Origin of the sequence: Bacillus jepli, from assembly GCF_047238305.1 — a bacterium.
In the GTDB taxonomy this organism is placed as follows: Bacteria; Bacillota; Bacilli; order Bacillales; family Bacillaceae_L; genus Ferdinandcohnia.
The window spans coordinates 3,572,395-3,593,705 of the sequence record NZ_JBDFMO010000001.1 but is presented as its reverse complement, the minus strand read 5'-3'; the positions used below and the strand labels follow the sequence as shown (position 1 = coordinate 3,593,705).

General features: G+C 37.7%; 22 protein-coding genes. All 22 read left to right on the top strand.

What is annotated here, in order from left to right:
* The first annotated feature begins 56 nt into the window (after positions 1-56).
* The 22 genes from rimP (at position 57) to ABC371_RS18280 (ending at position 21,293) form a co-directional block, all read left to right on the top strand.
* Positions 57-530, top strand: a complete 474-nt coding sequence (rimP, locus tag ABC371_RS18385) for a ribosome maturation factor RimP (protein ID WP_412898119.1) — start codon at positions 57-59, stop codon at positions 528-530.
* Positions 531-563: 33 nt separating this feature from the next.
* Complete coding sequence (gene nusA / locus ABC371_RS18380) at positions 564-1,700, top strand: transcription termination factor NusA (protein WP_412898118.1); 1,137 nt, start codon at positions 564-566, stop codon at positions 1,698-1,700.
* A gap of 11 nt (positions 1,701-1,711) precedes the next feature.
* Positions 1,712-1,981 (top strand): RNase P modulator RnpM, encoded by a 270-nt coding sequence (gene rnpM / locus ABC371_RS18375; protein ID WP_412898117.1) that lies wholly within the window; start codon positions 1,712-1,714, stop codon positions 1,979-1,981.
* A gap of 9 nt (positions 1,982-1,990) precedes the next feature.
* A complete protein-coding gene (locus ABC371_RS18370) occupies positions 1,991-2,293 on the top strand; it encodes a YlxQ family RNA-binding protein (protein ID WP_412898116.1) in 303 nt (100 codons plus the stop codon).
* A gap of 19 nt (positions 2,294-2,312) precedes the next feature.
* Entirely contained in the window at positions 2,313-4,490 is a 2,178-nt protein-coding gene (infB, locus tag ABC371_RS18365) for a translation initiation factor IF-2 (protein ID WP_412898115.1), read from the top strand.
* The gene (locus tag ABC371_RS18360; protein WP_116350543.1) at positions 4,487-4,765 is read left to right on the top strand and encodes a DUF503 domain-containing protein; all 279 of its coding nucleotides are present in this window, start codon (positions 4,487-4,489) and stop codon (positions 4,763-4,765) included. Before infB ends, ABC371_RS18360 begins: the two co-directional genes overlap by 4 nt.
* Before the next feature lie 14 nt (positions 4,766-4,779).
* Positions 4,780-5,145, top strand: a complete 366-nt coding sequence (gene rbfA / locus ABC371_RS18355) for a 30S ribosome-binding factor RbfA (RefSeq protein ID WP_116350542.1) — start codon at positions 4,780-4,782, stop codon at positions 5,143-5,145.
* 103 nt (positions 5,146-5,248) lie between these two features.
* On the top strand, positions 5,249-6,175 hold the full coding sequence (gene truB, locus ABC371_RS18350) for a tRNA pseudouridine(55) synthase TruB (protein WP_412898114.1): 927 nt from the start codon (positions 5,249-5,251) through the stop codon (positions 6,173-6,175).
* A gap of 29 nt (positions 6,176-6,204) precedes the next feature.
* The gene (gene ribF, locus ABC371_RS18345; RefSeq protein WP_412898113.1) at positions 6,205-7,170 is read left to right on the top strand and encodes a bifunctional riboflavin kinase/FAD synthetase; all 966 of its coding nucleotides are present in this window, start codon (positions 6,205-6,207) and stop codon (positions 7,168-7,170) included.
* Positions 7,171-7,273: 103 nt separating this feature from the next.
* Positions 7,274-7,543, top strand: coding sequence for a 30S ribosomal protein S15 (gene rpsO / locus ABC371_RS18340; protein WP_136378383.1), 270 nt, complete (start codon positions 7,274-7,276; stop codon positions 7,541-7,543).
* A gap of 194 nt (positions 7,544-7,737) precedes the next feature.
* Entirely contained in the window at positions 7,738-9,855 is a 2,118-nt protein-coding gene (pnp, locus tag ABC371_RS18335) for a polyribonucleotide nucleotidyltransferase (RefSeq protein WP_412898112.1), read from the top strand.
* A 122-nt stretch (positions 9,856-9,977) separates the two neighbouring features.
* On the top strand, positions 9,978-10,949 hold the full coding sequence (locus ABC371_RS18330; protein ID WP_412898111.1) for a polysaccharide deacetylase family protein: 972 nt from the start codon (positions 9,978-9,980) through the stop codon (positions 10,947-10,949).
* A gap of 32 nt (positions 10,950-10,981) precedes the next feature.
* Complete coding sequence (locus ABC371_RS18325) at positions 10,982-12,223, top strand: M16 family metallopeptidase (protein WP_412898110.1); 1,242 nt, start codon at positions 10,982-10,984, stop codon at positions 12,221-12,223.
* A 65-nt stretch (positions 12,224-12,288) separates the two neighbouring features.
* Positions 12,289-12,549 carry a YlmC/YmxH family sporulation protein gene (locus ABC371_RS18320; RefSeq protein WP_412898109.1) on the top strand — a complete coding sequence of 87 codons (261 nt, stop codon included), beginning with the start codon at positions 12,289-12,291 and terminating at the stop codon, positions 12,547-12,549.
* 273 nt (positions 12,550-12,822) lie between these two features.
* The gene (gene dpaA / locus ABC371_RS18315) at positions 12,823-13,722 is read left to right on the top strand and encodes a dipicolinic acid synthetase subunit A (RefSeq protein WP_412898108.1); all 900 of its coding nucleotides are present in this window, start codon (positions 12,823-12,825) and stop codon (positions 13,720-13,722) included.
* Position 13,723: 1 nt separating this feature from the next.
* Positions 13,724-14,329, top strand: coding sequence for a dipicolinate synthase subunit B (dpaB, locus tag ABC371_RS18310; RefSeq protein ID WP_412898107.1), 606 nt, complete (start codon positions 13,724-13,726; stop codon positions 14,327-14,329).
* 127 nt (positions 14,330-14,456) lie between these two features.
* On the top strand, positions 14,457-15,509 hold the full coding sequence (gene asd / locus ABC371_RS18305) for an aspartate-semialdehyde dehydrogenase (RefSeq protein ID WP_412898106.1): 1,053 nt from the start codon (positions 14,457-14,459) through the stop codon (positions 15,507-15,509).
* Positions 15,510-15,537: 28 nt separating this feature from the next.
* Complete coding sequence (dapG, locus tag ABC371_RS18300; protein ID WP_412898105.1) at positions 15,538-16,779, top strand: aspartate kinase; 1,242 nt, start codon at positions 15,538-15,540, stop codon at positions 16,777-16,779.
* A gap of 132 nt (positions 16,780-16,911) precedes the next feature.
* Positions 16,912-17,784, top strand: coding sequence for a 4-hydroxy-tetrahydrodipicolinate synthase (dapA, locus tag ABC371_RS18295; protein ID WP_412898104.1), 873 nt, complete (start codon positions 16,912-16,914; stop codon positions 17,782-17,784).
* Between the two features lie 116 nt (positions 17,785-17,900).
* Positions 17,901-18,656, top strand: a complete 756-nt coding sequence (locus ABC371_RS18290; RefSeq protein ID WP_412898103.1) for a ClpP family protease — start codon at positions 17,901-17,903, stop codon at positions 18,654-18,656.
* Positions 18,653-18,862 (top strand): YlzJ-like family protein, encoded by a 210-nt coding sequence (locus tag ABC371_RS18285; RefSeq protein WP_412898102.1) that lies wholly within the window; start codon positions 18,653-18,655, stop codon positions 18,860-18,862. The genes ABC371_RS18290 and ABC371_RS18285 overlap by 4 nt, the downstream gene beginning before the upstream one ends.
* Before the next feature lie 100 nt (positions 18,863-18,962).
* Positions 18,963-21,293, top strand: coding sequence for a DNA translocase FtsK (locus ABC371_RS18280; protein WP_412898101.1), 2,331 nt, complete (start codon positions 18,963-18,965; stop codon positions 21,291-21,293).
* Positions 21,294-21,311 lie beyond the last annotated feature (18 nt).

Sequence of the window (21,311 nt, the reverse complement as noted above, 5' to 3'; positions counted from 1 at the left end):
TTAGGAAATACTAAAGAACAAAAACGAAAATTCCTTTTCAGCTTAGGAGGAAAAACATGAGTAAAAAGGTAACACAAATAGTGGAAGAATTAGTGATACCTATATTAACTGAATTACAGATGGAACTTGTAGATGTTGAGTATGTTAAGGAAGGAAAAGACTGGTTTCTTCGGGTCTTCATCGACTCTGAAAAAGGCGTTGATATAGAAGATTGTGGAACAGTTAGTGAAAAGTTAAGCGAAAAGCTTGATGAAATTGATCCGATTCCTTATAACTATTTTCTCGAGGTTTCAAGTCCCGGTGCTGAACGTCCGTTGAAAAAAATGAGCGACTTCGAAAAGGCTATTGGAAAACAGGTATATGTGAAGACATATGAACCAATCGATGGTGAAAAGATTTTTGAAGGAGAGCTTGCATCCTTTGATGGAAGTTTAATTACAATCAACATAATGGTCAAAACACGCAAAAAATCTGTAGAAATTCCGTATGAAAAAATTGCAAATGCAAGACTTGCTGTTACTTTTCATTAATAGTTAGAATTCGTAAGGGGGATTAGAAGACAAATGAGTAGTGAATTATTAGATGCCTTAACATTGCTCGAGAAAGAAAAAGGCATTAGTAAAGATGTAATTATTGAAGCAATTGAGGCAGCACTAATTTCTGCATATAAGCGGAATTTTAATCAGGCTCAAAATGTAAGAGTTGATTTAAACTTAGCAAACGGTTCAATGCGTGTGTTTGCTAGAAAAGATGTAGTAGATGAAGTGTTTGACCCTAGACTCGAGATTTCCATTGAAGAAGCTAGAACCATTAATCCAAATTACCAAGTAGAAGACGTTGTGGAAATTGAAGTAACTCCAAAAGATTTTGGTAGAATTGCTGCTCAAACTGCAAAGCAGGTTGTCACTCAACGTGTACGTGAAGCTGAAAGAGGAGTTATCTATTCCGAGTTTATTGACCGTGAAGAAGATATCATGACGGGAATTGTTCAACGTTTAGATTCCAAGTTTATCTATGTTAGCTTAGGAAAAATCGAAGCATTGCTACCTGTAAACGAACAAATGCCAAACGAACATTACAAGCCACATGACAGAATTAAAGTCTACATAACAAAGGTTGAAAGAACTACAAAAGGACCACAAATCTTTGTTTCTAGAACACATCCTGGATTATTAAAACGCCTTTTTGAAATCGAAGTTCCGGAAATCTATGATGGAACAGTAGAAATTAAGTCGGTTGCGAGAGAAGCAGGAGATCGTTCAAAGATTTCTGCTCACTCTGATAACTCAGAGGTAGACCCAGTTGGCTCATGTGTTGGTCCTAAGGGACAACGTGTTCAAGCAATCGTGAATGAATTAAAAGGTGAAAAAATTGATATTGTCAAATGGTCTGATGATCCAGTTGTTTTTGTGGCAAACGCCTTAAGTCCATCGAAAGTACTTGATGTTATTGTTAAAGAGGAAGAAAAAGCAACAACTGTAGTTGTTCCTGACTATCAATTATCATTAGCAATCGGAAAACGTGGGCAAAATGCACGTTTAGCGGCAAAATTGACAGGATGGAAAATTGACATTAAGAGTCAAACAGAAGCAGAGCAAGCGGGAATTTTCCCTAGAGCCGGTTTTGGATTATTTGACGATAATGATGAAGAAGAACTAGAGGTTGAAGCATTCGATTTGCAATCTGAAGAAATCGAGTGAGGTGAAGGAAATTGGTAGGTAATAAAAAAATACCACTTCGTAAATGCATAGCTAGTGGTGAAATGAAACCAAAAAAGGAACTTGTAAGAATTGTACGATCCAAAGATGGTGAAGTTTCAATTGACTTGACTGGAAAAAAGTCGGGACGTGGTGCGTACCTCAGTAAAGACAAAGAATGTATTTTACTTGCAAAGAAAAAGAACATTCTTTCAAGTCAACTGAAAGCAACAATTGATGATTCAATTTATGAAGAATTACTTCAGTTGGTAGATAAGGAGTAGCCTTTATAGATGGAAAACAAAGAATGGATGTCATTATTGGGTCTTGCCAATCGAGCGAGAAAAGTCATTTCAGGTGAAGAACTTGTTGTAAAGGAAATCCGCAATGGAAACGCAAAGTTAGTTCTGTTATCTGAAGATGCGTCAGCAAACACTACAAAGAAAATTACGGATAAAAGCACGTATTATCAGGTTCAACTTCGTACTGTAAGCGACCGCTATACATTGGGTCATGCGATCGGCAAAGATGCCAGAGTAGTTGTCGCAATAACAGACAGTGGGTTTGCAAAAAAGATGAGTCACTTGCTCGATTAACATATTTGGGGGTGAACATATGAGTAGAATGCGTGTATACGAATATGCAAAAAAACAAAATATCTCAAGCAAGGAAGTTATTACGAAGCTTAAAGAGATGGACATTGAGGTAAAAAATCATATGGCAACAATTGAGGGAGATATTTTGAAAAAACTAGATCAATCATTCGAAAAGAAGTCAGAACAGGTTAAGCCTGCAAAGGAACAAACGACGAATAATAAACCAACACCACCTGCTAATGACGATAAAGTAGTGGTTGACAAAAAAGAAACAAAGAAAAAGCCTGTACCTCCTAAAAATCGTGATGGTAAAAAGACGGATAACCAAGGTCAGAAAAAGCCATTTCAACCAAGGGATAATAGGAGAAATAAGAACAAACAAAAAGGTAATCATCGTTCTAACAACAATCACCAACCAGTTCAACCAAAGCCAGAAAAGAAATTGCCTGAAAAAATTACGTTTGTCGGTTCATTAACGGTTGGCGAATTAGCTAAAAAACTTGGTAAAGAACCTTCAGAAATTATTAAGAAGCTTTTCATGCTAGGTGTTATGGCAACAATTAACCAAGAACTTGATAAAGATTCAATCGAACTAATTGCATCTGATTATGGTGTAGCTGTAGAAGAAGAAATTGTCTTCGATGTTACAGAATTTGAGCAGTATGTTGAAGAAGATAACAATGAAGACCTTATCGAAAGACCTTCAATTGTAACAATTATGGGACATGTCGACCATGGTAAAACAACTACCCTTGATTCAATCCGAAATACTAAAGTAACAGCTGGCGAAGCTGGTGGTATTACGCAGCATATTGGTGCCTATCAAGTAGTTGTAAATGGTAAGAAAATTACTTTCCTGGACACTCCGGGACATGCTGCGTTTACAACAATGCGTGCTAGAGGTGCTCAAGTTACAGATATCACAGTATTAGTTGTTGCGTCAGATGACGGTGTAATGCCTCAAACAGTTGAAGCAATTAACCATGCAAAAGCTGCCGAGGTACCAATCATCGTAGCTGTGAATAAAATGGATAAGCCAACAGCGAATCCAGACCGCGTTATGCAGGAATTAACAGAGCATGGTTTAATTCCTGAAGCTTGGGGCGGAGACACTATCTTTGTACCAATTTCTGCGTTAACAGGAGAAGGTATCGACAATCTACTAGAAATGATTCTTCTCGTTAGTGAGGTAGAAGAATATAAAGCCAATCCAAAGAGAAGAGCTACAGGTACAGTAATTGAAGCCAAGCTTGACAAAGGAAGAGGTTCTGTTGCGACATTATTAGTTCAAAACGGAACGTTACGCATCGGTGACCCAATTGTAGTTGGAAACACATTTGGTCGTGTCCGTGCAATGGTTAATGATGTAGGTCGCCGAGTGAAGGAAGCTGCTCCTTCAACTCCAGTTGAAATTACAGGGTTAAATGATGTTCCACAAGCTGGAGATCAGTTTGTTGTCTTTGAGGATGAAAAGAAAGCACGTCAAGTTGGGGAAGCTAGAGCTCAAAAGCAATTAGTTGAGCAACGTGGCGATAAAGTAAAAGTTAGTCTCGAAGATTTATTCGAACATATTAAACAAGGTGAAATGAAGGAAATTAATCTTATTGTTAAAGCTGATGTTCAAGGTTCTGTTGAAGCTTTAGCGGCATCTCTTCAAAAAATTGATGTTGAAGGTGTTAAAGTTAAGATTATTCATACCGGAGTCGGTGCAATTAATGAATCAGATATTACCCTCGCATCAGCATCAAAAGCGATTGTAATCGGCTTTAATGTACGACCTGATGTGAATGCAAAGCGCACCGCTGAAGCAGAGGAAGTTGATATCCGTCTTCACCGAATTATCTATAAAGCAATCGAAGAAATCGAATCTGCAATGAAGGGTATGCTTGACCCTGAATTTGAAGAGAAAGTAATCGGGCAAGCAGAAGTTCGTACGACCTTTAAAGTATCGAAGATTGGTACAATTGCTGGTTCTTACGTAACTGATGGTAAAATCACTCGTGACAGCGGTGTTCGCCTAATTCGTGATGGAGTCGTTATCTTTGAAGGAGAAATTGATACATTAAAACGTTTCAAGGATGATGTAAAGGAAGTTGCGCAAAACTATGAGTGTGGTATAACAATTGCGAAATTCAACGATATTAAAGAAGGAGATATCATTGAAGCATTCGTGATGCAAGAAGTTGATCGTCATTGATCGGCTATGTGGAGTGCGAATGTGTCATTTATGATGCAAACTCTTTAAAAGCAAAACGAGCTGTATTGCAAAGTGTCATAACTCGACTTAAACAAAAGTTTAATGTTTCAGTGGCAGAGGTAGACTATCAAGATACATGGCAACGTACCAAGCTAGCAATCGTTACTGTATCATCGAGTCGAAAGCATTCTGAACTCGAATTAAACAATGCGCTAAAGTTTATTGATTCTTTCCCAGAATTAGATCGAACAATAACCGACTTTGAGTGGTTATAAGAGGTGAAAGCTAGATGAGTTTACGACCGAATCGTGTTGGAGAACAAATGAAAAAGGAATTAAGTGACATCATTGGACGGAAGATCAAGGATCCTCGGATTGGATTTGTGACTGTAACCGACGTCCAAGTTACTGGAGACCTCCAGCAAGCTAAAGTTTTTATTTCGGTTTTAGGTGATGAAGAACAAAGGCAGAATACGTTAAAAGGTCTCGCGAAAGCGAAAGGCTTTATCCGGTCAGAAATCGGTCAGCGTATTCGTTTACGTAAAACGCCTGAGATTCTATTTGAATTTGATGAATCAATTGATTATGGGAATCGAATTGAATCGATCCTTCATGAAATAAATAAGCAATCAAATCAAGAATCAAACCGAGAATAAGGGAGTGGATAGACTTTTTTATAAAGTCTATCCCTTTTTTCAATTGATTGAAAAAATAATGAACAGAACTATGGTAGAAAATAAGATACGGGAGTGGCTCTGAGTGGATGGAATTTTACTTCTCAATAAACCAAAAGGGATGACTTCCCATGATTGTGTTTTTAAGGTTCGAAAGTTGCTAAAGATGAAAAAAGTGGGCCATACTGGTACGCTAGACCCAGATGTCTCAGGAGTCTTACCAATTTGTCTAGGAAGAGCAACGAAAATCGTTGAATATGTAACAGCCGCAAATAAAACCTATGAAGGTGAAGCAACCATAGGGGTTTCAACGACTACTGAAGATGCATCTGGTGAAATAGTCGAAGAAAAAAGAGTAGACCGTCCAATTACAAAAGCTGAGGTCCTAGATGTGCTTCATTCATTAACCGGTGAAATTATTCAAACACCACCTATGTATTCTGCGGTTAAAGTAAATGGAAAACGCCTTTATGAGTACGCAAGACAAGGACTGGTAATTGAAAGGCCATCTCGTAAAATAACCATTCAACATCTAGAACTACTCAGTGATATTGTTCAAAATGATGGAACTGTCTCTTTTTGTTTTCGTGTAAAGTGCAGTAAGGGCACCTATGTACGCACGTTAGCTGTTCAAATGGGGGAGAAACTAGGTTTTCCATCACATATGTCTGATTTAAAAAGGACCTCTTCAGGTGAATTTACCCTTAATCAATGCATGACATTAGAAGAAGTCGAACATCATGTTCAGAATGGAACAATCGGGGAACATCTTCTAACGATTGAAGACGCGCTTTCCCATTTGCGCAAAATTTTAATTAATGATAAAGTAGCAGAGAAAGTAAAAAATGGGTCTGTTTTTCCGGTTCCAAAAGAGCTAAATGAGATTTCAACCGGGGAGCCTATTGCGATCCTACATAATGGAGAAATCCTAGCAATATATCAAAGACATCCAGAAAAACCACAAATGATAAAACCTATTAAGGTGTTAGTTAATAACCAAGAATTAAAATAGGTGATTCGATAAGAAAAGGTGAAATAGAAGTGAAAACAATTCATATCACACACCCACATTCTTTTAATCAAACAGATTTACCACCAACTGTTTTAGCTTTGGGATATTTTGATGGTGTTCATCTTGGACATCAAAAGGTTGTTGAAACTGCAAAGAAGGAAGCAGAGGTTCAAGGCATCGCGTGCTCTGTCATGACATTCGATCCCCATCCATCAATTGTCCTTAAAAAGGATGTTACAAACGTTGAATATATTACGCCATTACATCATAAACAAGAGTTATTTGAAGAAACGGATATTGATTATTTATACATTGTGAATTTCTCATCTGAGTTCGCAAGTTTATCACCACAAGAATTTGTGGATCAATACATTATTGGTCTGAATGTGAAACATGTTGTCGCAGGATTTGACTTTACATTTGGACGATTTGGCAAAGGAACAATGGAAACTCTTCCTGAACTTGCCGCTGGACGATTCACTCAAACAACGGTTGAGAAATTTACGTTCAAGAATGAAAAAGTGAGTTCAACTGTTATCCGAGATATGATTCAAAAAGGAGAAGTGGATCAACTTGCACCACTTTTAGGTAGATTCTATACAGTAAAAGGAATCGTAGTTGATGGGGAAAAACGTGGAAGAACGATCGGCTTTCCGACAGCTAATGTAAAAACAAGTGCGGACTATATTATTCCTAAAATGGGAGTCTATGCAGTTCGTTTAAAAGTCGGTTCAACATGGCATAATGGTGTTTGTAACCTTGGTGTTAAACCTACCTTTCATGAAAACGAGACTGTGCCTTCGATAGAAGTCCACCTGTTTGATTTTAATGAAGACATTTATAAAGAAGAAGTTATTGTTGAATGGCATAAAAGAATTCGTTCTGAAAAAAAGTTCTCGTCCATCGATGATTTAATTAAACAAATTGGACGAGATAAGGAACAAGCAAAGGAATATTTTGAGAAAATAGACGAACATACTTGCTTTTTATCATAAAAAGATGTATTCTATTTAAGTATGAAAAAGAACCATTGCGTGGCAGTCCGAATCACCAACGTCTGCTAGGTAATTGGGGATACTATTATAGGAGGTGAATAGGATGGCTATCACACAAGAGCGAAAGAATGAAATTATCAGCGAGTTCAAAACTCACGAAAATGACACTGGTTCACCAGAAGTTCAAATCGCTGTCCTAACTGAGCAAATCAATAAGTTAAATGATCATTTACGTACACACAAGAAGGATCATCATTCACGTCGTGGTCTATTAAAGATGGTTGGTAAACGTCGTAATTTATTAACATATCTTCGTAATAAAGACGTAACTCGTTACCGTGAATTAATCAACAAGCTTGGACTACGTCGATAATCTACGAAAAAGCGGGAGCATTCCCGCTTTTTTATTAGGTTAAAAACGGAGGGAATTTTTTCCTTTCGTTTTTAGCAAATTTCAACAAAATTCACTTTACATATTGAACGAGTATTGATATGTTCGAATAAATTAGTTCATACTATTAATACATAATATACATTTGAATGTGATTTAGAGAGGGGTACTATTATATGGAACAAGGAAAGCAAGTTTTCTCCATGGACTGGGCTGGTAGGCAACTGACCGTAGAAATTGGTCAATTAGCGAAACAAGCTAACGGAGCTGCATTAGTTCGCTATGGAGAAACGGCTGTCTTAAGTACAGCAACCGCATCAAAAGAGCCAAAACCATTAGATTTCTTTCCACTTACTGTAAATTACGAAGAACGATTATATGCAGTTGGAAAAATCCCTGGAGGATTTATTAAACGTGAAGGTAGACCAAGTGAAAAGGCAATTCTAGCAAGTCGTTTAATAGACCGTCCAATTCGACCTTTATTTGCTGATGGATTCAGAAATGAAGTACAAGTAATAAGCATTGTCATGAGTGTAGATCAGGATTGTTCTTCTGAAATGGCTGCAATGTTTGGTTCATCACTGGCACTATCTGTTTCAGATATTCCATTTGAAGGTCCAATTGCAGGTGTAACAGTTGGTCGAGTAGACAATCAATTTATTATTAACCCTTCAGTAGCAGACCAAGAAAAAAGCGATATCCATTTAGTTGTTGCTGGTACAAAAGATGCAATTAACATGGTTGAAGCTGGTGCTGATGAGGTTCCTGAAGAAGTGATGCTTGAAGCAATTATGTTTGGACATGAGGAAATCAAGCGTTTAATTGCATTCCAAGAAAAGATCGTTGCTGAAATTGGTAAAGAAAAAATGGAAATTCCTCTTTATGAGCTTGATGCAGAATTAGAAGCACAAATTCGAGCAAAAGCAGAACAGGACCTTAATAAAGCAGTACAAGTTGCCGAAAAACATGCTAGAGAAGCTGCCATTAATGAAGTAAAAGCAGCAATTGTTGCAGAATACGACCAACAGGAAGCAGAAGAAGCAACTATTAAGCAAGTAAAAGAAATTCTTAATAAACTTGTAAAAGAAGAAGTTCGACGCTTAATCACAGTTGAAAAGGTTCGTCCGGATGGAAGACAAATCGATGAAATTCGTCCGCTTTCATCAGAAGTAGGAATCCTCTCTCGTACCCATGGTTCAGGATTATTTACACGTGGACAAACCCAAGCATTAAGTATTTGTACACTTGGTGCATTAGGGGATGTGCAGATCCTTGATGGATTAGGTATTGAAGAGACAAAACGATTTATGCATCACTATAATTTCCCACAATTTAGTGTAGGTGAGACTGGTCCAATGAGAGGTCCAGGTCGTCGTGAAATTGGACATGGTGCTTTAGGTGAGCGTGCTTTAGAGCCTGTTGTTCCTTCAGAAAAGGATTTTCCATATACAATCCGTCTTGTTTCTGAAGTTTTAGAATCAAATGGTTCTACTTCACAAGCAAGTATTTGTGCAAGTACACTTGCCATGATGGACGCGGGTGTACCGATTAAAGCTCCTGTAGCTGGTATCGCAATGGGACTTGTTAAATCAGGCGAGCATTATACCGTCCTAACAGATATTCAAGGAATGGAAGACCATTTAGGAGATATGGACTTTAAGGTTGCTGGTACATCAAAAGGTGTTACAGCCTTACAAATGGATATCAAAATTGAAGGTCTATCTCGTGAAATTCTTGAAGAAGCCTTACAACAAGCGAAAAAAGGTCGTATGCAGATTCTTAATTCGATGTTAGCAACATTAACAAATCCTAGATCTGAGCTTTCTAAATATGCACCTAAGATCTTAACAATGGCGATTAATCCAGATAAGATACGAGATGTTATTGGACCAAGTGGTAAGCAAATCAATAAGATCATTGATGAAACTGGTGTAAAAATTGATATTGAACAAGATGGTACAATCTTCATCTCTTCTGTTGAAGAAGCCATGAATCAAAAAGCCAAGAAAATCATTGAAGATCTTGTTCGTGAGGTCGAAGTTGGCCAAATGTACCTTGGTAAAGTAAAACGCATTGAAAAATTCGGCGCTTTTGTTGAAATTTTTAGTGGTAAGGATGGACTTGTTCATATTTCTGAACTTGCTGAAGAACGAGTTGGAAAAGTTGAGGATGTTGTCGCTATCGGGGATGAAATCCTTGTCAAAGTAACAGAAATTGATAAACAAGGCCGTGTAAACTTATCTAGAAAAGCTGTTTTACGTGAACAAAAGGAAAAAGAACAACAACAACAATAATACACAATTCGAAAGCCTGGTAAACCGGGCTTTTTAGGTTTTTTAACAGTTCCTTTAAATTTTCGATTTGAGTTCTACCTTGTCCCTCCTTTACATATTTTCTAGTAAAGAGGGGGATAGCTATGAAAAAACAGTACATACAATTTTTAGTTTTTATTTGTATTTTATTGATTTCCATTGGTTCATTACATAATCCATATACAAATGATTACGTGAAGGGATTAAAAGAGAGTGCTGACGCAATCCCTGTTAGTAAAGGTGATCAGCTTTTAAATGAAATTGAAAAAAGGGCAATTGAGTATAGTATTCCAGCTGAAGATGCTAAAATAGACCCTGTTTGGAAAGCAACTCCTGGCTTAAATGGCCTTGAAGTGGACATTCAAGCTTCATATGAAAAGATGAAAAAAAATTGGGATTTTGATGAGAACAAGCTTGTGTTTAAGCAGATTTCACCAAAGGTTCATTTAGAGGATTTACCTACATCCGCTATTTATCGTGGGAATCCGAACAAACCGATTGTTTCATTTTTAATCAATGTAGCATGGGGGAATGAATATATTCCAGATATGCTTGAGACCCTAAAAAAACATAATGTAAAAGCAACTTTTTTCTTAGAAGGAAGATGGGTTAAGGAAAATCCAGATTTAGCAAAAATGATTGTAGACGCTGGCCATGAGGTTGGCAATCATTCTTATACACATCCCGATATGAAAAAATTATCATCTGAGCTTGTGAGGGAACAATTAATCAAAACAAATCAGGTCATAGAGGCAGCAACTGGTATAAAGCCGACCCTTTTTGCTCCTCCAAGTGGAAGTTACCGTGACGAAGTTGTTACAATAGCGGATGAGCTGGGTATGAAAACAATTATGTGGAGTGTTGATACAATTGATTGGCAGCGTCCACAACCACATGTTTTGGTCCAAAGAGTAATGGGTAAAATCCACCCTGGAGCCATGGTTTTAATGCATCCGACATCACCAACTGCTCAAAGCCTTGAAAGATTAATTCTATCAATTAAACAAAAAGAACTTGTAATCGACAATGTTTCTACATTATTAAACGAAGAACGAATCATACTAAAGAAAAAGTAATCCGTTGTTTTTAGAACAGGAGGAATACAGCCTTGATCAAAAAATATACTTGTCAAAATGGTGTAAGAATCGTATTAGAAAACATCCCAACTGTTCGATCAGTTGCAATAGGCGTCTGGATTGGGACAGGGTCACGAAATGAAAACCCGGAAAACAACGGGATTTCACATTTTCTAGAGCACATGTTTTTCAAAGGAACAAAAACAAGGACTGCTAGAGAAATTGCAGAGTCTTTTGATAGCATAGGTGGACAGGTAAATGCTTTCACATCTAAGGAATATACCTGTTACTATGCAAAGGTGTTAGATGAACATGCAAAATTTGCATTAGATGTCCTAGCTGATATGTTTTTTCATTCAACCTTTGATGAAGAAGAATTGAAAAAAGAAAAAAATGTCGTCTTGGAAGAAATCAAAATGTACGAAGATACGCCTGATGATATCGTCCATGACATATTAAGTAAAGCGAGTTATGAGAACCATCCTTTAGGTTATCCGATACTCGGCACGGAAGAGACGTTGGAAAGCTTTAATGGTGATAAGCTTCGTCAATATATGAATGAAATGTATACACCGGATAAAGTGGTTGTATCAATTGCAGGTAATATTGAAGAAAACTTTATTTCTGAAGTTGAATCGTATTTTGGTAGTTATTCTGGTAATCAAACAAAACAGGAGCTCCAAAAGCCATCATTCCATACAAATAAAATCACACGTAAAAAAGAAACTGAACAAGCCCATCTCTGCTTAGGCTTTAATGGATTACAAATTGGGGATAAAGATGTATATGATTTAATTGTGTTAAATAATATTCTTGGAGGAAGCATGAGCAGTCGACTTTTCCAAGAAGTTCGTGAGCAAAGAGGCCTTGCTTATTCTGTTTTCTCCTATCATTCTTCTTATAAGGATACAGGAATGGTGACAATCTACGGGGGAACAGGTAGCAAACAATTGAATCTTTTATTTGAAACGATTCAGGAAACGTTAGCAAAGCTGAAAGCTGAGGGTATTACTGAAAAAGAATTAAAGAATAGCAAGGAACAAATGAAAGGTAGCCTGATGCTTAGCCTTGAAAGTACAAATAGCCGGATGAGCCGTAACGGTAAAAATGAATTATTATTAAAAGCACATAAGAGTCTTGATCAAATTATAGACGAAATTAATGCAGTAAATGAAAATAGTGTGAATGCAATGGGAAAACAAATATTCACCGATGATTTTTCACTAGCGTTAATTAGTCCTACTGATGATTTACCAATTAAGCTTTCAAACTGAATTTACTTCTAAAAAAGTGGACTACTCCATAGAATGTACAAAGGACATTGAAGGGGTGGTCACTTTTGAGGTTGAGTGAACTAAGTGGGAAAGAAATTGTTGATGTCAAACGTGCTGAAAGATTGGGTGTTTTAGGTCAAACCGATTTAGAAATTGATGAAAGAACAGGTCAAATTAAGGCGCTTATTATTCCTTCTTTAAAATGGTTCGGTTTCAAAAAGCAAGGAAATGAAGTTCGTGTGTCGTGGCAACATATTCGTAAAATCGGAACAGATATGATCATCATTGATATGCCAGAAGAAAATGGATCAGAGGAAATTGAATAGAGAAAAGTTAAATCCACGGTATTCCGTGGGTTTTTTTTATTCCTCGAAAAAAATGTTATGGTGAGCAAATTTAATCTTGTTCATTCACCTATTTTTACGATGGCTCATAGTATGGTGGAGTAGATAAAGTTATGGTGATTTTATCAAAAGCCTTTGAGGGTTATCCTCCTTCAAAAGTATAGGAACAAGAAGTCGAAGTTTCCTGATGTGAGGCATTCAACAATTCTCACTTTCATTCGATTTCATTTTAGGAAAAAGAAGGTGATAAAGCGTATGTTAACCGATATGCATATAGCAATCATTGGTGGAGATGCACGACAGTTAGAAGTGATTCGTAAACTAATTGAATTAGATGCAAGGCTATCTTTAATTGGATTTGATCAATTAGATCATGGATTTACAGGGGCCTCAAAAGAACGATTAGACGAAATCGACTTTACAGATATAGATGCTATAATTTTGCCGGTATCTGGCACAAACAGTGAAGGTGAGGTTGAAACGATTTTTTCAAATGAAACGGTGGTCTTAACAGAAGAAATCCTATCACAAACACCTGAACACTGTGTTGTTTTTTCGGGAATAAGCAACACTTTTTTAGATGGTATCACAAATGCAACAAATCGAGAATTAGTACGTTTATTTGAAAGAGATGATGTTGCAATTTATAATTCGATTCCCACGGTTGAAGGTACCATTATGATGGTTATCCAGCATACGGATATTACGATTCATAATTCGAACGTTGCGGTACTCGGACTAGGAAGGGTTGGAATGAGTGTGGCAAGAAGTTTTGCTGCATTAGGGGCACATGTAAAAGTAGGTGCCAGAAAAACAGAGCATATTGCAAGAATTACAGAAATGGGATTAACTCCTTTTCAGCTCTCTAATCTGGCTGAAGAGGTTAAGGATATCGATGTTTGTATTAATACCATTCCTAAATTAATTGTTACCGCAAGTATTATTTCAAAAATGCCAGCCCACACGTTGATTGTTGATTTAGCATCAAAACCAGGGGGAACTGATTTTAGATATGCAGAAAAGAGAGGAATTAAAGCATTATTAGCACCAGGATTGCCGGGTATTGTTGCCCCAAAGACCGCTGGACAGATCGTTGCGAATGTATTATCACAACTACTTCTTGAGTTATTACAACAAAGAGAGGAGAACGAATAATATGACTTCATTAAAAGGTAAAAGAATCGGATTTGGTGTTACAGGATCCCATTGCACGTATGATGCAGTAATGCCTGAAATTATAAGACTTGTCAATGAGGGTGCTGATGTAATTCCTGTTGTATCATGGACTGTACAGTCGACAAATACCCGGTTCGGAGAAGGGGCAGACTGGATTGAAAGAATTGAAAAAGCAACAGGTAATCAGGTCATTGATTCGATTGTAAAAGCAGAACCATTAGGTCCTAAAATGCCTCTGGATTGCATGGTCATTGCACCGCTCACAGGGAATTCAATGAGTAAATTCGCTAATGCTTTAACGGATTCTCCTGTCTTAATGGCTGCGAAGGCAACATTACGTAATCAACGTCCCGTTGTTTTAGGGATTTCAACGAATGATGCTTTAGGCTTAAATGGTGTTAACCTTATGAGACTAATGGCAACAAAAAATATTTATTTTATCCCATATGGGCAGGATGATCCGGAAAAGAAACCTAATTCGATGGTTGCCCGTATGACCATGCTTAAGGATACTGTTGCAGCCGCAATTGAGGGAAAACAGTTACAGCCGGTACTTGTTGAAAGATTCCGTGACGACGAAAAATAATAAAATTTTCATAATAAAGGGGAAAGAATGAAAATTCTTCTCTCCTTTAGTACTTGTATGTGGTAAAATAAAAATCATTAAACGTAAATTAGACGTTCTAGTAATTCTAGGAAGGGGAATGTATCAAATGACAGTAGAAAAAGAATTGCATGTTGCGGTTGTAGGCGCTACAGGTGCAGTAGGAATGCAAATTATCAAAACACTTGAAGAAACAAATTTTCCATTAACAAAACTAACTTTATTATCATCAGAGCGGTCTGCTGGTAAAAAGATTACGTATAAAGGTAAAGAAGTGATCGTGGAGGTTGCAACACCAGAAAAATTTGAAGGTGTTGATATTGCCTTGTTTAGTGCAGGTGGTGGCGTTTCGAAAGAGCTAGCTCCAGAAGCTGTAAAACGTGGTGCGATTGTTGTAGATAACACAAGTGCTTTTAGAATGGATGAAAATGTACCACTGGTTGTTCCAGAAGTTAACGAAAATGACCTTCTTCATCACAATGGTATTATCGCAAATCCAAACTGTTCAACCATTCAAATGGTTGTAGCCTTAGAGCCAATTCGTAAAACCTTTGGATTATCAAAGGTTATTGTTTCAACGTATCAAGCAGTTTCAGGTTCTGGTGTAGCTGCCATCACAGAAATGAAAGAGCAGACTAAGGACATCATTGAAGGAAATGAATTCACTCCACAGGTTTTACCAGTAAAAGGGGACAAAAAGCATTATCAAATCGCCTTTAATGCGATTCCACAAATTGATAAATTCGAGGATAATGGCTTTACTTTTGAAGAGATGAAAATGATTAACGAAACAAAGAAGATCATGCATTTACCAGAACTACCTGTTGCTGCTACTTGCGTTCGTTTACCAGTTGAAACTGGGCATTCTGAATCTGTTTATTTTGAAACAGCTCAAAATGGAGTTTCTGCACAGGACGTAAAGGATTTATTAGCATCTGCACCAGGTGTAGTATTAGAGGACAATCCTGCTGAGCAAGTATATCCAATGCCGATTCATGCAGTTGGTAAAAAAGATGTATTCGTAGGAAGAATTAGAAAAGACTTAGACCAAGATAATGGATTCCACATGTGGGTAGTATCTGACAACCTATTAAAAGGTGCTGCATGGAACTCAGTTCAGATTGCTGGCAGTCTATTAAAGCTAGGTTTAGTTGCAAAATAATCCGTTCAACCAAACATGAGGTGGTTTCATGAATATTGTTGTACAAAAATTTGGCGGAACCTCAGTTCGAGATGAGGAATCTCGTGAAAGAGCAAGAAACCATATTGCAAGTGCTATTTCAGATGGATATAAAGTAGTTGTCGTTGTATCTGCTATGGGGCGCATGGGTGACCCATATGCTACAGATACACTGTTAAGCTTAGTCGGGGATCAAAACTCCAGTATCAGCGGTAGGGAAATGGATATGTTAGTGTCCTGCGGTGAGATTATTTCAAGTGTTGTTTTTACCAATATGTTAAATCAATCCGGAATCTCTACAGCTGCCTTAAACGGAGGTCAGGCTGGCTTCCGTACAAATAATGATCATACAAATGCACGAATTACTGAAATGAAGTGTGAAAGATTACTTCAAACGCTTGAAGAACATGACGTAGTAGTCGTCACAGGCTTTCAAGGCATCTCTAAATTAGGTGATATTACGACTTTAGGTAGAGGTGGAAGTGATACATCTGCAGCTGCTCTTGGCGTTGCACTGCAAGCAGAATGGATTGATATTTTTACAGATGTAGAAGGTGTCATGACCGCGGACCCACGCATCGTTGGGGATGCAAAGCCTTTATCTGTTGTCACATACAACGAAATTGTAAATATGGCATACCAGGGTGCGAAAGTCATCCACCCACGTGCAGTTGAAATTGCGATGGAAGCCAAGGTGCCTATTAGGGTGCGTTCAACTTACAGTGATGCACCAGGTACACTTGTAACAACAATAGAAAAGCGCAGAGTCGTTGAAGTCAAAGAAAGATTGATCACAGGTATTGCTCATGTAACCAATGTTACGCAATTAAAGGTTCAAGCCAAAAAAGGCCAATACAATCTTCAAACAGAAGTGTTTAAGGCTATGGCGAATGAAAAAATTAGCGTGGATTTTTTTAATATTACGCCCAACGGAGTTGTTTACACCGTTTCAGGGGAAATGACAGCCCGTGCAGTTAATAAACTAAAAAAAATGGGATATGAGCCTCTTGTGACCGAAAAATGTGCAAAGGTAGCGACAGTTGGAGCGGGTATGAACGGGGTACCTGGAGTAACAGCCAGAATCGTAACTGCCCTTTCCGAAAAAGGCATTCAAATTCTACAATCTGCTGACAGCCTTTCTACAATTTGGGTACTTGTAAAAGAAACTGAAATGAAGGAAGCGATTAATGCCCTACACAAGGCATTCCATTTATCCGATGGACCAGTTGGAGCAGAAGTGATAGACTATTAAATGGGAAGAAGTAGGGATCCTTACAATTGTAAGGTGTCCCTTTCTTATTCAATACAATATTTTTTAAAATTTTGATCAAGCCTAGCTGTCTTGGAATCACTGGGCATAATTGATGGGAGTAGGTGTAAAAGCATGATTGATTTTGGAAGAATCTCAACGGCGATGGTGACACCATTTGATAATAAAGGTAATATCGATTTTGGAAAAACAACTCAGCTGATTAATTATTTAATAAATAATGGTACAGAATCACTTGTTGTAGCAGGGACAACAGGTGAATCTCCCACATTATCGTCAGAGGAAAAAGTGGCGCTTTTTCGTCATGTTGTAAAAGTGGTTGACGGTCGAGTTCCGGTCATCGCTGGAACAGGCAGTAATAATACGTACGCATCAATGGAGTTAACTAAAAAAGCACAAGAAGCTGGTGTTGATGCTATTATGCTAGTTGTACCGTATTACAACAAGCCTAATCAGGAAGGACTTTATCAACACTTTAAAACGATTGCTGAAAGTACTAACTTACCTGTTATGCTATACAATATCCCTGGTAGATCGGTTATTAATATGTCTGTTGAAACCACTATTACATTATCTAAGATTCCAAATATCGTAGCTGTAAAAGAAGCGAGCGGAAGTTTAGAGGCTATGACTGAAATTATAGCAAAAACCGAGGATGATTTTGCAGTATATAGTGGAGATGATGGTATTACTTTACCAGCACTTTCAGTTGGTGCTAAAGGTGTCGTGTCAGTTGCTGCTCATGTAATTGGCAATGAAATGCAGCTAATGGTGAATGCATTTTTAGCCGGTAATATTACGGAAGCTGCTAACTATCATCAGAAGTTATTACCAATCATGAAAGGACTATTCACAGCTCCAAATCCTGTACCTGTAAAAACAGCTCTTCAGATAAAGGGATTAGATGTTGGATCGGTTCGCTTGCCACTTGTCCCATTAAGTGAGCAAGAACGAATTCAATTATCAAATTTACTTTCAAATTCATAATAGATAGTAAAAAGCCAATCTTATTTATGGTTGGCTTTTTTTCTTTCAACCATTTACAGAATGAAATAATGTCATGTGTTTATACTAAATGGTAAATGGGTTGAAAGGAGATTACAATGAGTAATAATCAATACATAAATGAAGAACAACCACAAGGGGATCACGATAAGAATGAATCGAAGGGTTCATCACTAGTAGATAAAATACAGCAATTAGGACAAACGAACGTTCCTCAAATGTCAAATGACAGTAAGATCCATTGCCTCACAATTGTCGGTCAAATTGAAGGTCATATTCAATTGCCACCGCAAAATAAAACAACAAAATATGAACACGTTATCCCGCAAATTGTTGCTATTGAACAAAATCCGAAAATTGAAGGTTTGCTTGTTATTTTAAATACGGTTGGAGGAGATGTAGAAGCAGGACTTGCCATTTCTGAAATGTTAGCATCACTCTCTAAGCCGACTGTTTCGATTGTTTTAGGAGGAGGGCATTCGATTGGTGTACCAATTGCTGTGGCCTGTGATTATTCTTTTGTTGCCGAAACGGCCACAATGACGATCCATCCAGTTAGACTGACAGGTCTTGTTATTGGAGTGCCACAGACGTTTGAATATCTTGATAAGATGCAAGAACGTGTTGTCAATTTTGTAATAAGTCACTCAAACATTAAAGAAGAGAAATTCAAGGAATTGATGTTTTCAAAGGGCAATTTGACAAGAGATATTGGGACGAATGTAATTGGGTCCGAAGCTGTTGAATATGGTCTCATCGATGATATTGGTGGGGTAGGCCAGGCATTAAAGAAATTAAACGAGTTAATTGAAGAGAAAAATCTTTCAGACGAAAGTGGGCAGATGATCCAATGATTTTATACACAATGATGCCGCAGGAATTAATTTATCCTAACACCGAAATGGAGGATAATCAATTAAAATATGTAGATCTAAATGGGGTTCCTTTGGCCGTAAGCCAATCTCAAAATGGGGAATATACGATTGAAAGAGTGATGAGCACAAACCCTCAGCACTATCTAGATGGAAGATATTCACCCGGGCAGAAAATAAGACTTTGAGCCAGTTTGGTATAATGTGCTATAATTTAAGTAGATTTTCATTACATAGGCAGCCATGAAATGGCTGCTTTCCTTTATTGATAGGTAGAGTAGGTGTAGTATGGCAAAACGAAAACGAAGACAGTCGAAGCGAAAAGATGAGTGGAAAAAAACACTAAAATATGAATTGCTAGGCTTATTATTGCTAGCTCTAGCATGTATTGGTTTAGCTAGACTTGGAACAGTGGGGACAGGATTAGTCTATTTATTTCGATTTTTCCTTGGTAACTGGGATATTCTTGGATTAATCGGGCTTTTACTCGTTTCAATTTATATCATTTGGAACCGAACATGGCCGCAAATGATAACTCGGCAATTGATTGGAGTCTACTTAATCATTAGTGCATTGCTCCTTTTAAGTCATATTCCATTATTTAATTTGCAAACAAATGAAGGTAAATTCACGGATCCTAGTGTTATCAAAAATACATGGAGTATGTTTTGGGCGGTTGTTAATGGAAATACGAGCACAACAGATTTAGGGGGAGGCATGATTGGTTCAATCCTCTTTGCTGCCTCGTATTTTCTATTTGATGAAGCGGGTACGAAGATAATTTCCGTCTTTTTGATTGTGATTGGTGGTGTGCTTGTTACCGGTAAATCGCTCCACGATACCATTGCGAAAATGTTTGGTCCTGTTTTTACATTTTTTAAGAATCAATGGATTGCATTTGTGGACGATATCAAAAATTGGTCACAGCAACGAAAAAATCAGCCTAAAAAAGAAAAACGAAAAAAGAAAAAAGAGACTCAAAAACGAGATGTTCATGCTTCACAGGAAGAGCAGGTTGAAGATGAACCGGTCGAAATCCCAATTGAGCCGATTATCTCGAACTTTGCAGATAAGGCATATACAAAAGACCAAGAGATTCAACACGATAAACATGAGCAAAAACATCATGCAAGCGAAGATGACCATGATGAGAAAATGCCAATTACCTTTACTGAAGGTGAACTGGAGAATGTAGATTATGAATTACCACCTATTGAACTTCTTCATCCACCAAAACAAACCAGTCAAAGTGCGGAGCATGAAAATATATATGAAAATGCTAGAAAACTAGAAAAAACATTTCATAGCTTTGGTGTAAAAGCAAAGGTGACAAAGGTTCACCTCGGCCCCGCCGTAACAAAATATGAGGTATACCCTGATGTTGGGGTAAAAGTAAGTAAAATTGTTAATTTAAGTGATGACCTAGCACTAGCATTAGCTGCAAAAGACATTCGGATTGAGGCACCAATCCCTGGTAAATCGGCTGTAGGAATTGAGGTACCTAATTCCGAAATAGCAGTAGTATCACTTCGTGAGGTGTTAGAGGATATTGAACCTCAGCGCTCAGATTCTAAGTTGTTGATTGGGCTAGGACGTGATATCTCAGGTGAGGCTAAATTTGCTGAACTTAATAAAATGCCTCACTTACTAGTTGCAGGTGCTACGGGTAGTGGTAAGAGTGTATGTATTAATGGCATTATAACAAGTGTACTAATGAGGGCTAAACCACATGAAGTGAAAATGATGATGATTGATCCGAAAATGGTTGAATTAAATGTGTACAACGGAATCCCTCATTTACTAGCACCAGTTGTGACAGATCCCAAAAAGGCTTCACAAGCACTTAAAAAAGTTGTAAATGAAATGGAACGTAGATATGAGTTATTTGCGCATACCCATACGAGAAATATTGAGGGCTACAATGAATATGTCCGTCGTCACAATATGGAAGAGGAAGCGAAACAACCAACTCTTCCTTACATTATCGTGATTGTAGATGAGTTAGCAGATTTAATGATGGTAGCTTCATCAGATGTTGAGGATTCTATCACACGATTAGCACAAATGGCTCGTGCTGCTGGAATTCATTTAATTATCGCAACACAGCGACCTTCAGTTGACGTAATCACAGGGGTTATTAAAGCTAATATTCCCTCACGAATTGCATTTAGTGTTTCTTCCTCAACCGACTCTAGAACAATTCTAGATATGGGTGGAGCGGAAAAACTATTAGGACGAGGAGATATGCTATTTCTACCTGTAGGAGCCTCAAAGCCTGTGCGTGTACAAGGTGCGTTCTTATCAGATGATGAGGTAGAAGAGGTCGTAAATTTTGTTATTTCTCAACAAAAGGCTCAGTATCAAGAAGAGATGATTCCTACAGACACAGTTGAAACGACTGAGGAAGTTGATGATGAATTATATGACGATGCTGTTCAACTTGTTATTGAAATGCAAACAGCGTCAGTATCGATGCTTCAAAGAAGGTTTCGAATTGGATATACGAGAGCCGCTAGACTGATCGATGCAATGGAACTTAGGGGTGTTGTTGGTCCATATGAAGGTAGCAAACCAAGAACGGTCCTTGTTACAGCAAAAAATGAAGATGTTGGAAGTTAACTCTATTTAATTGAACTT